Source organism: Paraburkholderia phymatum, assembly GCF_040965635.1.
GTDB lineage: Bacteria > Pseudomonadota > Gammaproteobacteria > Burkholderiales > Burkholderiaceae > Paraburkholderia > Paraburkholderia phymatum_B.
The window spans coordinates 129724-145179 of record NZ_JBFRCH010000006.1 but is presented as its reverse complement, the minus strand read 5'-3'; the positions used below and the strand labels follow the sequence as shown (position 1 = coordinate 145179).

Sequence of the window (15456 nt, the reverse complement as noted above, 5' to 3'; positions counted from 1 at the left end):
CTCTACCCGTGGCGCCTGTTTCAAGGCGGTCTCATTTGTAAGCCAGTTCGGCGGCGCTGTAACAAAAGTTGTCCCGTCCAATCACTTGTCAGACAAATCGGTCGTCAATGGGTCAAAAACGCGTCGAAATAACGATGGCCGGCGGGTGTCACGCGCAGGATACGCGGCCGCTCGGTGCGCTCGACCCAGCCTTTCGACGACCACGACTCGAGCAGCGCCGCGCCGAGTGCGCCGCCCAGATGCGGCCTGCGCTCACTCCAGTCCGGGCAAGTGCATGCAAAGCGCCGGCGGCGCGTGCGCTGCCGCGTGACGTCGATACCCCAATCGCCGAGGAGCGCTGCGCCTTCCGGCGTCGCGTCGAGCGAATCGCCGTGGACGGTCAGCAGGTCGCCGCCCACGAGCCGCTCGTAGACGCGCACGGCCAGTTCGCCCGCCATGTGGTCGTAGCAGGTGCGCGCGTAGCGCATATCGACGGGCACCGTGCGCGCCGGACGCGGCACGGGGCGCTGCGGAACAGTGGCTTCGGCGACGTTGGCGAGCGCTTCGATGGTGGCGGCGACCTCCGCCGACGCAATGCGGAAATAGCGATGCCGCCCGCGCACTTCGAGCGCGAGCAGTCCGCCGTCGGTCAGCCTTGCGAGGTGCGCACTTGCCGCCGATGGCGAAAGCCCCGCGATCAGCGTCAGTTCGCCTGCGGGACGCGCGGTGCCGTCCATCAGCGCCCACAGCATCGCGGCGCGGCCCGGGTCGGCAAGCAGTGCGCCGATGCGGCTCAGGCCCGGAAAATGATTCGGTTCGGAAGGAAGCAGTGCGGCCATGTGGATCTCCTGTCTGGTCCCATGCAAAGCGGTCGACTCGAGATAGCGCTTTGGCTGTCGGCTGCAGTTAGTGCTTTAGCAGTTACGCCAGCCCCATGCAGAGCACTTGCCCGGGTCCCATGAAAAGCTGTCTACCTGAGTTGTCCTTTGGCGCTGACACAGGTCGCACGCAAATCGGTGGACCAGAGTTAGCGCTTATTCGAGCCAATGCAAATCTGTCGTAGCCAATCGGGTCATGCGTTCACTCTACCCGCGATGCGCATTCGATGTTTCAGTGTGTCGTGAACTGTCGCGTGCGCCGCCGCGCCCTGTCGATCTGCGGGCGTAAACGCGGCCAGGCTAGAATCGGAGCGCTTTCTCCAGTTTTCGAGCGAACGACGCAGTCATGAAAATTCTCTTCTCCGTGGTCGCGGCCGTCGTTCTGTGCAGCGCATGCGCGCAGCGCGGGGCGGGTCCGTCGTCGGCGGGATCCGGCAGCATCACGATGTACGGCACGATCGACAAAGGCGTCACCGTCCACAACTGACGTCTCCGGCGGCGCGATCGCTAAAAGCGCGCCGATGATCGCGCGCGCGGCGTGGCAGAAATTGATGCATCATTGGCCATTCTGCAAAGGCGGCCGATGTGACGATGTGCGCATCGTCACCCCGCCGCGAGGCCACCGATGCCGTCACCTTCTGCCGCTTCCGATGTCCGCAGCCGCGCCACGGGCCGCGCCGATCCACATGGCCGCCGCGCCGCGCGTGTGCTGGCCGTCTGCCAGGCACTCTACACGTCGTCGGTGTCGATCGATCTGACGCTGACGGGCCTCGTCGGCTACACGCTTGCCGACGACAAGTCGCTCGCCACGCTGCCGTTCTCGCTGATCACCGTCGCCGCCGCGCTGACGACCGTATGCGCGTCGTTCCTGATGGCGCGCGTCGGCCGGCGCGCGGGCTTCATGTTCGGCGCGGGCATCGGCGCGGCGGGCGGCGCGGTTTCCGTGTACGCGATCTTTCACCACAGTTTCTGGGCGTTCTGCGTGGGCACGGCCACCGTCGGCGTGTTCCAGGCCTTCGCGCAGTACTACCGGCTCGCCGCCGCAGACGCCGTTTCCGCCGACGCCAAGAGCCGCGCGATCTCGACCGTGCTGACGGGCGGCGTCGTCGCGGCCGTGCTCGGTCCGGCTCTGGCCGCGTGGAGCAAGGACTGGCTCGCGCCCGTCGCGTTTGCCGGCTCGTATGCGCTGGTGACAGTGCTCGCACTGCTGTCGATGGCGCTCGTCGCCGCGCTGTATCGCGATGCCGCGCCGCATGCGGACGTCGCCGCGCGGCGAGAGCCCGCAAGGCCCTGGCGCATGATCGTCCGGCAACCGATTTTCGTGGCCGCGCTCGCGAACAACGCGCTCGGCTATGCGGTGATGATGTTCGTGATGACGGCGACGCCGATCGCCGCCGTCGCGTGCGGGCACACCATCGGCGATGGCGCGCAGATCATCCAGTGGCATCTGGTCGGCATGTTTGCGCCGTCGCTCTTCTCGGCGCGCCTGATCGCGCGCTTCGGCGTGCTGCGCATGATCGGCGCAGGCATCGTGCTGTCGGCGCTGTGCGGCGTGCTCGCGCTTCGCTCGACTGATCTGCCGCATTTCTACGTGGCGCTCGCGTGCCTGGGCGTCGGCTGGAACCTGATGTTCGTCGGCGGCACGACGCTGCTCGCGCAATCGTACCGGCCGTCCGAGCGCGCGAAGACTCAGGCGACGAGCGAGTTCACCACTTTCGCGTTCTCGGCGCTCGGCTCGCTGTGCGCGGGCCAGATGCTCGCGCATTTTGGCTGGACGGCCATCAACGCGGCGATTTTTCCGTTCCTCGCGCTCGCCGCGCTGGCGACGCTGGCCTTCGCGTGGTCGCAAAGACGTTCGCCGCTGCCGGCGTCGGGCATGTGAACGGATTCCTTTACCCATGAACAAGGACGACACGATGAGCGACGCTTCGAACGCTACCGATCACGAAGAAATCCGCGCCCCGGAACACGACGCGCTCGCGCCGCAGGTTCGCCACGTCGTGTTCGCCGTTGCGCCCGAACTCGTGCTGCTCGACGCGAGCGGCCCGCTCGAAGCGTTTCATCGCGCCGAGCTGACGGTGCGGGACGCACTGCGCGTGTTGCCTGGATCGCGCGAGCGCGTCGCGTATCGCACGACGGTAGCATCGATCGACGGCGGCGAGCTCGACACGTTTCCCGGCTTGCCCGTCGTCACGCAGCGCCTCGACGCGCTCGACGACGAGCCGATCGACACGCTGATCATTCCCGGCATTCCCGTCGACGACGGCCGCTCACTGCAGCCGGCGCTGATCGACTGGCTCGCGCGGCGCGCGCCGCAGGCGAGGCGCGTGTGCTCGGTGTGCACGGGCGCGTTCTATCTGGCCGCGGCGGGCGTGCTCGACGGGCGCCGCGCGACGACGCACTGGCGCGATGCCGTTCGCCTCGCCGAGCGCTTTCCGCGCGTGCGCGTCGACGCCGAGCCGATCTTCATCCGCGAGCCGTTGCCGGGCGGTGGCGGCCGGGCCGTGTGGACGTCGGCGGGCGTGACGGCGGGCATCGATCTCGCGCTGGCGCTGATTCAGGAGGATTACGGGCATCACGTCGCGATGCAGGTCGCGCGGCGGCTCGTCGTGTTCGTCAAGCGACCGGGCGGGCAATCGCAGTACAGCGCGGCGCTGGCGGCTCAGGCGTCGGCGGGCGGCGCGTTCGACGGCTTGCACGGCTGGATCGCGTCGAACCTGAACGGCGACCTGTCCGTCGAGCGCCTCGCGGAAGAGGCGCGCATGAGTCCGCGCACCTTCGCGCGCCGCTACGTCGACGAAGTGGGCCGCACGCCCGCCAAGACCGTTTCCGCGTTGCGGCTCGAAGCGGCGTCGAGGGCGCTTGCCGAATCGCGCCGGCCACTGAAGCGGATCGCGCTGGATTGCGGCTTCGGCAGCGAGCAGAACTTGCGGCGCGCGTTCATGCGCAGCTTCGGCGTGCTGCCGCTCGATTACCGCGAGCGTTTTTCGTCGGCGCTGCGCTGAGTTGCGGCGGCACGCCCGGCATGCTTACGCACGATGCAAAGCAATGTTGCGTCCGCCCACGCCATACGCAGCGCCGGATAGCACAGCGGTCGCCTTATTGCGCTCGTATAATCGGCTCCTTTCGATAGTTTGTTTGACCGGAGTCAAGATGAGCACGCCTTCCGCAGCGCCGCTGGATCGTTCAGAAACCACGTTCCGATTCCTCGCCGAGCCGACGTCGGTCAATTTCGGCGGCAAGGTGCACGGCGGCGCGCTGATGAAATGGATCGACGAAACCGCGTATGCGTGCGCCGCTGTCTGGTCGGGCCGCTATTGCGTGACGGTCAGCGTCGGCAATATCCGTTTTCGCCGGCCGATTCACGTCGGCAATCTGGTCGAGCTGCGCGCGCGCGTCGTCGCGACGGGGCGCACCAGCATGCACATCCATGTGTCGGTGCACGCGGGCGATCCGAAAGGCGGCGAGCTGTTGCAAACCACCGATTGTCTCGTCGTGATGGTCGCCGTCAACGAGAACGGGACGCCCGTGCCCGTGCCGTCGTTCGTGCCGCAAACCGACGAGCAGAAGCGTCTCGCGAAGTACGCGATGGACGTGAAGGCCGCGCTCGATGCGATCGTCGATCTGAAGCCCGAGGAAGTCGCGCAGGGCAAGGTCTGACGCGCCGCGCCGGATGCTCTCTTCGCGTTCGCGAAGAGAGCATCGCGGGCTTGCGGTTAAGGGCGGCAGAGAAGGGCTTTAACGAAGCGCTTTAACGCTTCGTGTCGCCGGCCATGTCGTGCGGCCGCACCCATTCGTCGAACTGCTGCTCCGTCAGATGACCGAGCGCGAGCGCCGCGGCCTTCAGCGTCGTGCCTTCCTTGTGCGCTTTCTTCGCGATCTGCGCGGCCTTGTCGTAGCCGATGTGCGGATTGAGCGCCGTCACGAGCATCAGCGATTCGTTGAGCAACTGGTCGATTCGCTCGCGGTTCGGCTCGATGCCGACCGCGCAGTTGTCGTTGAAGCTGTGCATGCCGTCGGCAAGCAGGCGAACCGATTGCAGCACGTTGTGCGCGATCATCGGCCGGAACACGTTCAGCTCGAAGTTGCCGCTCGCACCGCCCATGTTGACGGCCACATCGTTGCCGAACACCTGGCAGCACAGCATCGTCACCGCTTCGGATTGAGTCGGGTTCACCTTGCCCGGCATGATCGAACTGCCCGGCTCGTTTTCGGGAATCGACAGTTCGCCGAGACCGCAGCGTGGGCCGCTAGCGAGCCAGCGGATGTCGTTCGCGATCTTCATCATGCTCGCCGCGAGCGTCTTCAGCGCGCCGTGCGCGAACACGAGCGCATCGGCGGCCGCCATCACCTCGAACTTGTTCGGCGCGGACACGAAGGGCAGGCCCGTCAGCTTGCCGATCGCCGCCGCGACCTGGTCCGCGAACTGCGGATGCGCGTTCAGCCCCGTGCCGACGGCCGTGCCGCCCTGCGCGAGTTCATACAGATGCGGCAACGCCGATTCGATGTGCTTCGCGCACTGGTCGAGCTGCGCGACATAGCCTGAGAATTCCTGGCCAAGCGTGAGCGGCGTCGCGTCCTGCAAATGCGTGCGGCCGATCTTGACGACGTCGGCGAACGCTTTCGCTTTGTTGTCGAGCGTATCGCGCAGCGTCTTCAGCGCGGGGAGCAGATGTTTCGCGATGCCGATAGCAGCCGCCACGTGCATCGCCGTCGGAAACACGTCGTTCGACGATTGCCCGCGATTCACGTCATCGTTCGGATGCACGAGGCGCGCTTCGCCGCGCTCGCCGCCCATCAACTCGCTCGCGCGGTTCGCGATGACCTCGTTGAGATTCATGTTGCTCTGCGTGCCGGAGCCCGTTTGCCAGACGGCGAGCGGAAATTCGTCGGTGTGCCTGCCTTCGACGATCTCGTCGGCGGCGGCCATGATCGCTTTCGCCTTGGTCGCGTCGAGCACGCCGAGGCCCAGGTTCACTTCGGCGGCGGCGCGCTTGATGATGGCAAGCGCCGTGATCAGCTCGGGCGACTGCTTCTCCGTCGAGATCTTGAAGTTCTGCAGCGAGCGCTGCGTTTGCGCACCCCACAGCTTCGCGCCCGGCACGGCGATTTCGCCGAACGTATCGCGTTCCATGCGTACATCTTCAGTCATGTTGTACTCCGCTTGGTGATTGGATGGGCGTCACAACTGCTCATCGACTGGCAGCAACAAGAATAGACCCGTCAGCGCATTGCGGTAAAAGCCCGCGCCGGGATCGAGGTTGTATTGGTGAATCAGGCCGTTCTCCTCGTCGGTCCAGACGAGCTGCGATTGCGGCGTCGCCGAAGCCTTAAGCGTGGCCAGTTCCGCCGGCGTCGCGAGCGTCACGCGATAGCTCACGGCGGGCGACGTCGCGCGGTCGAAGAGCCGCGCGACGTCTTCGGCGATTGGCGCGCTGTGGATCACGAGCGCAAGCTCCGTATTTAGATGCGCGGAACGCGGATCGAGATTCAACGAGCCGATCACGAGCGTCTTGCGATCGATCACGTAGGACTTCGCGTGCAGACTGGCTTTCGAACGCGAGCCGAAGAGGCCCGTCTCCTGCGTGTCCTCGCCTTGTGTCGGCTTGAACTCGTACAACTGCACGCCATGTTCGAGCAGCGGCACGCGATACGGGCTATAGCCGGCCTGCACGGCGACGGCGTCGGTTGCCGCGAGCGAATTCGTCAGCACCTTGACGGTCACGCCGCGCTGCACGAGCTTGCCGAGCGCATCGACGCCCGCCTGGTGCGGCACGAAATACGGCGACGTGACGAGGAATTCCTTTTGCGCGTCGCGCATCAATTCGACGAGGCGCATTATTGGCGGGCTCTTGTACTGATCGACGGGCAACCGCATTTTTTCAGGCACATCGACTTTGAATTCGGCGGGCGCCCAGGTGAGCCCGAGTTCGCCACTGGCGATCTGCGACGCGAGCGGCGTCGCGTTCAGCGGTTTCGCGTTGTACGGGTCCGCGTTCGTGCGCCAGTGCGCGCGCAATTCGTCGCGCATCTGGTCGAGATCGTGCGGATCGAACTTCTGCTTGTTCAACGCGCGCAGCGGATACGAGCTGGTGTCGTTCCAGAACCTGTCGAAGCTCGCGGAGATATCGGCCGTGATCGGGCCGGTGGCGAGCACGTCGATATCGCGGAACTGCAGTGTCGGACTCGCGCTGAAGTATTCGTCGCCGAGATTGCGCCCGCCGACGATCGCGATCTGGTTGTCGGCGATCATCGCCTTGTTGTGCATGCGCCGCGTGAACGCGCCGACCTCCGTGAAGAAGTTCTCGCTGCGCTGATAGAAGCTCGCTTGCGCGCTGCCGAACGGATTGAACACGCGGATCTCGATGTTGTCGTGCGTGTTCAGCGCGGCCATCACGCGATCGATGTCCTTGAAGTTCAGATCGTCGACCAGCATCCGCACGCGCACGCCGTGATCCGCCGCATAGAGCGCGGCGGCGAGCAGCAGTTTGCCCGTCGTGTCTTCTTCGGCGATGTAGTACTGCATGTCGAGCGTCTTCGTCGCCGCGCGCGCGAGCGCGATGCGCAGCTGCAGCGCTTCCGTGCCGTTGGACAGCACGCGAAAGCCCGACTGCCCCGGATGCGCGCGCTCGGGCGCCGCGAGCGCCATCGAGAGCGGCGTGCGTTCCGTCGCGGGCAATGCGTGCGTGACGGGGCGATCGAATGCGGCGACGGGCGGGCGCGTCGCACAGGCGGCCAGCAGCGTTGCCGCGACCATGAGCGCGACCGCGCGTATCGGCATCGGGCGTGGCGCGTTGCGCGGGATGCGGGTACCAGGTTGCTCTTCGTAATGCTGCAATGCGGCTGCGTCGTTGGTGTTATGGGCCGACACGCTTGTTCCTCCACTTGATCGGCACGGATGGTCGTCGTGGCGTCGTCGGTTCCGCCTGAAAATATTCTACGAGGAAACCGTAATGAGGGTCGGTAACGGATACGCAACGCGCGTGCCTGGTTTGCGCGCGGTGGCTTGCAGCGGGGAAGGTACTGGTCGGCACCGCATCGAACGTGATGATCTATCTGGCGTGCGGCGACGTCGCGCCGTCGGTCACGATCAGCGCGCTGTCGACGCTCGTCGCAATTGAGCTGCCGCGAGAAGGCGCGTCGCGAAAAATGCGTGCGCGCGCTCGCATGGCGCGCGACGTCTCAGCGTCCGCGCTCAGTCCGCCGACGCAGGCTCGCGACGGTTCATTGCGTGCCGGCTCATCTTGTGAAAGCGCAGCGTCATCAGCAGCGCGACGCTGGCGAGCCCGGCCGCGAGTCCCCACCACAGGCCGCGCGCGCCGAGCCCGAAGTGAAACGCGAGCGTATAGCCCGTCGGGAAGCCGATTCCCCAATAGCCGAACGCGGCCGCGATCATCGGAATGCGCGTGTCCTTCAACCCGCGCAGACAGCCGGAGCCGACCGTCTGCATGCCGTCGACGATCTGGAAAATGGCGGCCACGCCCAGCAGGGAACTCGCGAGCGCGACGGTCGGCGCGTTGGCGGGATCGTCGAGATGCAGATACAGCCCGACGATGAAGTGCGGCGCCGTGATCAGCAGCAAGCCGGACAGGCTCATGAAACCCACGCCCAGCCCGAGCGCGACGAAGCCCGCATGGCGCGCGGCAAGCGGCTGCCCGGCGCCCGACCAGAAGCCGACGCGCACGTTCGCCGCCTGGCCGATCGCGAGCGGCACCATGAACGCGACCGACGCGACGTTCAGCGCGATCTGGTGCGCCGCCAGCTGTGACTCGCCGAGCAGGCCGACCATCAGGCCCGTCGCGAGAAACAGCGTCGATTCGACGCCGTATGTGATCGCCACCGGCCAGCCGATGCCGAACAGTTCGCCCATCAGCGGCACGTCGGGGCGCGTGGCCGTCACGAAATGCCGGAAGCGCGGGCGCAGATGCAGCAGCCCCATCAGCGTGAGCGCGGTGAGCCACACGGTAATCGTCGTCGCGCCCGCCGAGCCGAGGAAGCCGAGGCGCGGCAGCCCGTAAGCGCCATGGATCAGCCCGTAGTTCAGGAACGCGTTCACGAACACGCCGCCGATCGACACCCACAACAGCCGCCGCGCCGCGCCGATCGCAGGCAGGAACGAGCGCATCAGGCCGATGCCGATCAGACTGCCGGGCGCGCCCCAGCGCAGCACCGCGCAGTATTCGCCGACGTTGTGCGCGAGCAGCGCTGGCTCGCCGAAGGCCATCAGGATGGGCGCGGCGAACGACAGCAGCACGAACGCGGGCACCGTCAGCAGCAGCGACAGCAGAAAGCCCGTCCAGTAGATGTGCGGCACGCGGTGCTCGGCCTGCGCGCCGCGCGCATGGGACACGCTCACGCTGACGGAGGTCAGCACGCCTTGCAGCAGCGTCACGACGACGAAAAACAGGTTCGCGCCGAGGCCGCCCGCCGCGAGCGCATCGGGGCCGAGCGAGCCGAGAAGGACGGTATCGGTGACGCTCATCGCCATCTGCGAAAGCTGCGCGATGGCGAGCGGAGCGGCAAGGCGCGCCGTATCGGCGGCGTGGCGCGAAAGCGTGGGCGGCCCGCTGAGCGCGCGGGAGATTCCGGTTGGATTCATGGTTCCGGGTGCAGGATGCGCGAAAGCGCGAAACGCGCGCCAAACCGGTCGGCCGGATCAGGCGGATTGAACGGGTGAAGCGCGCGCGGGATATTTTTTCTGTGCAAGCGGACAGCTTATTGCGGGAACGCGGCGCTGTCGATCAACAGGCACATTTTTGGTGCGGTTGTGGAGCGCCTGCATGCGGGCTGCACGCTCATGCGGCCTCGCGGACGACGCATGCGAGCGTCATCCCTCGTGGACAGCGATCCGCGTATCGCCGAGCAGCACGACCTGGCCCGCGCGGATTTTGCAGGTCTTGCGCGTTTCGACCTGCCCGTCGACGGTGACGGCGCCCGACGCGACGATCACCTTCGCCGATCCGCCGCTGTCTGCGAGGCCAGTGATCTTCAGCAGGTTGTGGAGTTCGACGTAATCGCCGGTCAGTGTGAAATCGAGGTTGGGCATATCGGTTGCGATGGACGGGGCGTCGGCGAAATGGTGGAAAAAGCGCGTGGAAAAACGAGGGGAAAAAGCGCGTGGAAAAGCGCTTCGCATGATAAGCCATTGCGTTGCGCACGGCGCCCCGAAGCGAGCGCGTGACGTCGGACCGGGCAAGTGCAAGCAGATGTTATTACGTTGTCAGGAAATGAAACGTTGGGTAACAGCCTGCTTTCGTGGCGAACTTCACTCGCGAAGGCCCGGTCTGTGGAATAGCCTGCTGCATTTTGCAATGGGCGAACAGCGCGGGCGCGTCGCCGCCGACTGGCAGCCACACGACGTCCGCATGCCGACACTGACAACCCTCAGAGAGGATAACCATGACCCAGCTCCGTACGCTCCTGATCGGTACCGCCCTGACTGCGTTTGCGTCGACGGCCGCATTCGCCCAGACGCCTGCTCAACCGGCTGCTGGCCTGTCCGGCCAGGCCCAGGTCCAGACGCAGGCGCCCGCCGAGGCCCCCGCTGCGCAAGGCGTCCAGATGCCGTCGCCCGCGCCGCAGAATCTGACCGCGCCGGGTTCGACGGACCCGCTCGTCCAGAAGCGCAACGCGGACGCCGAGGCGAACGCCGAATATCGCGCGCAGAAGAAGACGTCGAAGGCGCAGATGAAGGAGCAGCAAAAGGCCGCCAAGGACGAGTACACGAACCAGGTCCGCAACGCCCGGTTGAACAAAAAGGCCGATCGGGCGGCTGCATCGAACGAACTGAAGTCCGAGATGCAGGGTCAGTCGGCGGGCGCGGCGGCGTCGGGCGAGGCGCATAACTGACGGTCGGGCGGCTCTGCGCGCAAGCAGGCGGCGCGCGGCGCGCAGAGCCGACGAGGCGCGCCCGATTCCAGTACGGTCGGACCAGCAGGCGCCGTCGTCAGCGGCGGGTAGCGGCCGGTAGCGGCCGGCTGCTCCGCCGATTCCGTGTGTTGATCGCGCATTACCATGGTCGGAACGTGTTCCGTAAGCTGAACCTGCAACGGGCGAGTATGGAACTCGCCTTCCGTTAAGGGGGCATCATGCGGATAAGCGGACAGTTTCACAACGTATCTTATGTGTCAGGGGATGAGGGCGATCAGTTGTCGATGAACGCAGAGGACGGCGTGCCGGTGCTACTGGGGTCCCAGTCCGGACACGCCCGTTCGCCGGCTCCTGGCGTTGGCAGCGGAACGCTGCCGGAGGCGGGCGAGGGTAGCGCTCATGACGCATTCCTGCGCCATAAGCGCCGACGCCAGCATCGCGCACCGCCGCGTGAACCGACCGGTCATGATCAAGGAAGCACGTCGCAGACGACGGATACACAGCCATCCGATGGTGTTCAGGGAGGGCGATGGACGCCGCCTGCCTATCACGGCCAGGACGTGTTCACGCGGCAAACACCAACCGGCTTTTACGTTTCCATAAAGGGAGGAACATGGCTTTCCCTCGATCGGAATCGCATCGCGCAGTTGCTCACCGAAGGCTTTCGCCAATTCGGCGATGCCGTTCTCGGGATCGAGGCCAAATTGCGCGAGGGCAAACGGCTCACGGCTGACGAGGTTTCTGCACTCAGACGGTTTGGCATCCTGATCGATTACTTTGCGCGCATCGATCCAAAATTGCAGCAAATGCTGATCGATCCCGCTCCCGGTAATGATGACGTGCAGTTTCAATACATCGGCGACGTCCGGGTCAGGACGGACTATACGGCGCCAGAGGTGGCTGAAATAGCGTCGGAGGCTTTCAAAAAGCCCTTCGCCTCGTTTATCAGTAGTGCGATGGATCTGACAAAGAAGCTGAATCGGGGCGAGGCGCTGACGGGTGAAGAGGCAGCCGTCGTCGAACGGTACGCCGGTATCGTCGACCAGATCACCGCATTGACGCCCGGAGGCGTGCGCATGCGGGCTGCGGGCGTCACCTTCGGTGCGCTCGGAGAGACCCTCGAGGGAAAGCCGCTGACAGAAGCATTGGCGAGGGAAATGCTGGAAGTGTTGAATCTGCGGCCCAGCGCGCCGCCGAGAAAGCATGGAAACACACCAGCTTTGCCGCCCGCTACGGGAACACCGAAAACGCCGCGGCACAAGAGGCCGCGGCACTTCCATCCTCCGGGACGGATTCCCGACGGCCGCACGGGCTATCCGCTGGGTCCGACAAAGCCGCCTCGCCTGCCAGGCCCGCAACAAGCTGGTTCGTCCGGTGCCGGCGCCAGCGGGACCGTTGGGTCCAGTGAGCCCGCGGCGTGGCTCGGCCGGCGCGAGGTCAAAAAAATGAGGGGAAACGGGCCAATCAATCTTAGGCCAGCCAGCGGCCAGGCCGAGGATCAGCAGCGGATAAATGCTGCGCGGGTTCCGTTTCAGTACTTCAGGAGCGACGGGGACGTCCAGATGACGGAACCCCAGGCTGCGAGCGACGTTCCATACGAGAACCGGCGCGAAGTCCTGACGGTTGGGACGTCTCCTGACGTGACCTCGCGCGACAGCAGATCGCGGTTGTCCACGGGGAACTACTGGGACAAAAAGGGCAGGTCACTTTCAGACACGGTTCAGGTGATAAAGATCGATAACGGCCGCAAAAGGCGTTGGGGCGATCGAGGTGCCGTTCTCAAAAATTCCGCCCGGCGGGACGGTCATTGTGACGGGCGGCATGCTGTCCGGATGCACGGTGGTGATGGCGGCCAACCAGCAGGGGTTTTACGCTTACCACGCTGGCACCAGCACTCCAGACCCACACTGGCGGACGAACACCGATGGCGCAGCGTCTATCGTGACAGCTCATAATGCAATGCGCCCCGATCAGCCAGTGCCGGTACGTCCCGTCGCCGGCGGCAACGACCTCGTTGCTGTGGGTCAGCAATATCCGTTTTCAGTGATTGTCTACAGTGACAGATCCGAGATTCTGGAGCCCGGAACGCCAGGCAATTCCGCGAACCAGAGCACGGCATTCAACTATTTCGAGCGGGACCCGGGCAAGGCCACGGTGGGTACCGCAGAAGCGGTCATCACAAAGGATATGAACGGGAATGTCGTCGTGCACGTCTGGGTGGAAAAGGGGACGCTATCCGATTCGATATCGTCGGGAGATGGAATCAAGGCCAGGTACAAAATGGACAGCGGCCAATCGAGCACATATTCCGTACCGGATGCGAGGGGCGCCTGACACGATCGGAATTGCCCGAAACTGCTGGTAGCGGTTGGCTGGCTTTCAGGGATGTGACGTCGAAAATGGGGCGCTTGTCCTCGCGGGTTGTATGGATATACAGTATGCGTCGCCTTCACTTCCCGACCCGCCAATCGTGCTTTCCGTCGCCGATTCCCTGTCTTCATCGCCGTCAGCCGCGACAGGCTCGCCCGAGCCGGCGGCCGCCATCGACTGGCTGGCGAAGCTCAACGACGCCCAGCGAGAAGCCGTCGAATACGGCACGGACGACATCGCACGGCCAGCCGGTGCACTCCTCGTCATCGCGGGCGCGGGTTCGGGCAAGACCAATACGCTCGCGCATCGCGTCGCGAATCTTGTCGTGAAGGGTGCCGATCCACGCCGCATTCTGCTGCTCACGTTTTCGCGCCGCGCCGCGCTCGAAATGACCCGGCGCGTCACGCGCATCGCCGGCGCGGCCCTCGGCACGCGCGCGGCGCTGGCGCAGGGGTTGACATGGTCGGGCACGTTCCATAGCGTCGGCGCTCGGCTGTTGCGCGAGTACGCGGATCTGATCGGCCTGTCGCCAACCTTCACGATCAACGACCGTGAAGATTCCGCCGATCTGATGAATCTCGTGCGTCACGAGCTCGGCTTCTCGGCGAAGGAAAAGCGCTTTCCGTCGAAGTCGGCGTGCTTCGCGATCTATTCGCGCGTCGTCAACACGGGCGCTTCGCTGGCCGATGTGCTCAATGGCGCGTTCCCTTGGTGCCGCGAGTGGGAAGCCGATTTGCGCGCTCTCTTTGCCGCCTATGTCGACGCGAAGCAGAAGCAGAGCGTGCTCGACTACGACGACCTGCTGCTCTACTGGTCGCACATGGCGGCGGAGCCCGCGATTGCCGCCGATCTGTCCGGCCGCTTCGATCACGTGCTCGTCGACGAGTATCAGGACACCAACCGGCTGCAGGCGTCGATCCTGCTCGCGCTGAAGCCCGATGGGCGTGGGCTGACCGTGGTCGGCGACGACGCGCAATCGATCTATTCGTTTCGCGGCGCGACCGTGCGCAACATCCTCGATTTCCCGGCGCACTTCGATCCGCCCGCGAAGCAGGTCACGCTGGAACGCAACTACCGTTCGACGCAGCCGATCCTCGAAGCGTCGAATGCGGTGATCGGCCTTGCCAGCGAGCGCTACACGAAGAATCTGTGGACCGACAAGGCGTCGGCGCAGCGCCCGCATCTCGTCACCGTCGCCGACGAAGCCGACCAGGCGCGCTACATCGTCGAGCAGGTGCTGGCGGCGCGCGAGGCGGGCATGAAGCTGAAGGCGCAGGCGGTGCTGTTTCGCGCCGCGCATCACAGCGCCGCGCTCGAAATCGAGCTGACGCGGCGCAATATTCCCTTCGTGAAGTTCGGTGGCCTTAAGTTTCTCGATTCCGTCCATGTGAAGGACGTGCTGGCCGTGCTGCGCTGGGCTGAGAATCCGCGCGACCGCGTCGCCGGTTTTCGCGTCGTGCAGTTGCTGCCCGGCGTCGGGCCCGCGACGGCCGCGCGCGTGCTCGACGACATCGCCTCGCGCGCCGACTCGTCCGGCTCGGGCGGCGCGCTGGATGCCGCGCACGGCGTGTCGCATTGCACGGCCAATGCGCTCGCCGCCTTCGCGCCGCCGGCGCGCGCGCTCGAAGACTGGCATCCGTTCGTCGCGCTGATGTCGTCAGTGTGCGCACGGCAGACGCCGTGGCCCGCCGAGTTCGAGATGGTGCGCCGCTGGTACGAGCCGCATCTCGAACGCAATCACGAGGACGCGTCGGTTCGCCAGGCCGATCTCGTGCAGATGGAAAGCATCGCGGGCACCTACGCGTCGCGCGAGCGCTTCCTGACCGAGTTGACGCTCGATCCGCCCGACGCCACGAGCGACGAGTCCGGCGTTCCGCTGATCGACGAGGATTACCTGATCCTGTCCACCATCCATTCGGCGAAAGGGCAGGAGTGGCGCAACGTGTTCGTGCTCAATGGCGTCGACGGCTGCATTCCGTCCGATCTCGGCACGGGCAGCGAAGAGGAAATCGACGAGGAGCGGCGCCTGCTGTACGTCGCGATGACGCGCGCGAAGGAAGACCTGCACATCGTGATGCCGCAACGGTTCTACGTTCACAACCAGACGCATCTCGGCGACCGGCATGTGTGGGCGCCGCGCACGCGCTTCATTGCGCCGCATCTGTTGCCGCTGTTCGACTCGCATGCGTGGCCGCCCGTGCCCGTCGCGGCGGCGCCGACGCCCGCGGGGCTCGCGGCCGCCGCGCAGGCCAAAATAGAAATCGCGGCGAAGCTCAGAAAGATGTGGGACTGAGCTTGCCGCGATGCGGGTGAAGCGTAGATGGCGCGCGCGGTGCCCAAGCGGTGCCGCAATTGAATA

The 15456-nt window shown here is 65.5% G+C and carries 13 protein-coding genes and 1 pseudogene; 8 read left to right on the top strand and 6 right to left on the bottom strand.

The annotated features are described in order from the left end of the window. Positions 1 to 104: 104 nt before the first annotated feature. The gene (locus tag AB4Y32_RS14295) at positions 105 to 818 is read right to left on the bottom strand and encodes an ArsR/SmtB family transcription factor (RefSeq protein ID WP_368721946.1); all 714 of its coding nucleotides are present in this window, start codon (positions 816 to 818) and stop codon (positions 105 to 107) included. A gap of 385 nt (positions 819 to 1203) precedes the next feature. On the opposite strand from AB4Y32_RS14295, the gene AB4Y32_RS14290 reads away from it, so the two are divergent. From AB4Y32_RS14290 to AB4Y32_RS14275, 4 genes are all read left to right on the top strand, one after another. Further along, positions 1204 to 1344, top strand: a complete 141-nt coding sequence (locus tag AB4Y32_RS14290) for a hypothetical protein (RefSeq protein WP_368721945.1) — start codon at positions 1204 to 1206, stop codon at positions 1342 to 1344. Positions 1345 to 1482: 138 nt separating this feature from the next. Next, positions 1483 to 2739, top strand: coding sequence for an MFS transporter (locus AB4Y32_RS14285; RefSeq protein ID WP_368721944.1), 1257 nt, complete (start codon positions 1483 to 1485; stop codon positions 2737 to 2739). Between the two features lie 34 nt (positions 2740 to 2773). Next, positions 2774 to 3862: a GlxA family transcriptional regulator gene (locus AB4Y32_RS14280; RefSeq protein ID WP_368722130.1), complete on the top strand. Its 1089-nt coding sequence runs from the start codon at positions 2774 to 2776 to the stop codon at positions 3860 to 3862. A 148-nt stretch (positions 3863 to 4010) separates the two neighbouring features. Continuing rightward, complete coding sequence (locus AB4Y32_RS14275; RefSeq protein ID WP_342938245.1) at positions 4011 to 4517, top strand: acyl-CoA thioesterase; 507 nt, start codon at positions 4011 to 4013, stop codon at positions 4515 to 4517. A gap of 91 nt (positions 4518 to 4608) precedes the next feature. Here AB4Y32_RS14275 and fumC read toward each other — a convergent pair whose 3' ends face one another. Both fumC and AB4Y32_RS14265 read right to left on the bottom strand, forming a co-directional pair. Next, complete coding sequence (gene fumC / locus AB4Y32_RS14270) at positions 4609 to 6009, bottom strand: class II fumarate hydratase (RefSeq protein WP_368721943.1); 1401 nt, start codon at positions 6007 to 6009, stop codon at positions 4609 to 4611. A 30-nt stretch (positions 6010 to 6039) separates the two neighbouring features. Beyond that, entirely contained in the window at positions 6040 to 7638 is a 1599-nt protein-coding gene (locus AB4Y32_RS14265; protein WP_368722129.1) for a phospholipase D family protein, read from the bottom strand. 224 nt (positions 7639 to 7862) lie between these two features. Here AB4Y32_RS14265 and AB4Y32_RS14260 point away from each other — a divergent pair. Beyond that, positions 7863 to 7976, top strand: a pseudogene (locus AB4Y32_RS14260) (bile acid:sodium symporter); the annotation flags it as partial. 76 nt (positions 7977 to 8052) lie between these two features. Here AB4Y32_RS14260 and AB4Y32_RS14255 read toward each other — a convergent pair. Both AB4Y32_RS14255 and AB4Y32_RS14250 read right to left on the bottom strand, forming a co-directional pair. Then, complete coding sequence (locus AB4Y32_RS14255; protein ID WP_368721942.1) at positions 8053 to 9456, bottom strand: MATE family efflux transporter; 1404 nt, start codon at positions 9454 to 9456, stop codon at positions 8053 to 8055. Between the two features lie 228 nt (positions 9457 to 9684). Then, a complete protein-coding gene (locus AB4Y32_RS14250) occupies positions 9685 to 9903 on the bottom strand; it encodes an RNA-binding S4 domain-containing protein (protein WP_012400207.1) in 219 nt (72 codons plus the stop codon). A 353-nt stretch (positions 9904 to 10256) separates the two neighbouring features. Here AB4Y32_RS14250 and AB4Y32_RS14245 point away from each other — a divergent pair, with 353 nt between their 5' ends. Then, positions 10257 to 10706: a hypothetical protein gene (locus AB4Y32_RS14245; RefSeq protein ID WP_368721941.1), complete on the top strand. Its 450-nt coding sequence runs from the start codon at positions 10257 to 10259 to the stop codon at positions 10704 to 10706. Positions 10707 to 11038: 332 nt separating this feature from the next. Here AB4Y32_RS14245 and AB4Y32_RS14240 read toward each other — a convergent pair whose 3' ends face one another. Continuing rightward, positions 11039 to 11932 carry a hypothetical protein gene (locus tag AB4Y32_RS14240; RefSeq protein WP_368721940.1) on the bottom strand — a complete coding sequence of 298 codons (894 nt, stop codon included), beginning with the start codon at positions 11930 to 11932 and terminating at the stop codon, positions 11039 to 11041. Positions 11933 to 12497: 565 nt separating this feature from the next. Between AB4Y32_RS14240 and AB4Y32_RS14235 the strand changes: the two genes are divergently transcribed. Both AB4Y32_RS14235 and AB4Y32_RS14230 read left to right on the top strand, forming a co-directional pair. Beyond that, positions 12498 to 13061, top strand: coding sequence for a cytotoxic necrotizing factor Rho-activating domain-containing protein (locus tag AB4Y32_RS14235; protein ID WP_368721939.1), 564 nt, complete (start codon positions 12498 to 12500; stop codon positions 13059 to 13061). Positions 13062 to 13152: 91 nt separating this feature from the next. After that, a complete protein-coding gene (locus AB4Y32_RS14230) occupies positions 13153 to 15390 on the top strand; it encodes an ATP-dependent helicase (RefSeq protein WP_368721938.1) in 2238 nt (745 codons plus the stop codon). Positions 15391 to 15456: the final 66 nt, after the last annotated feature.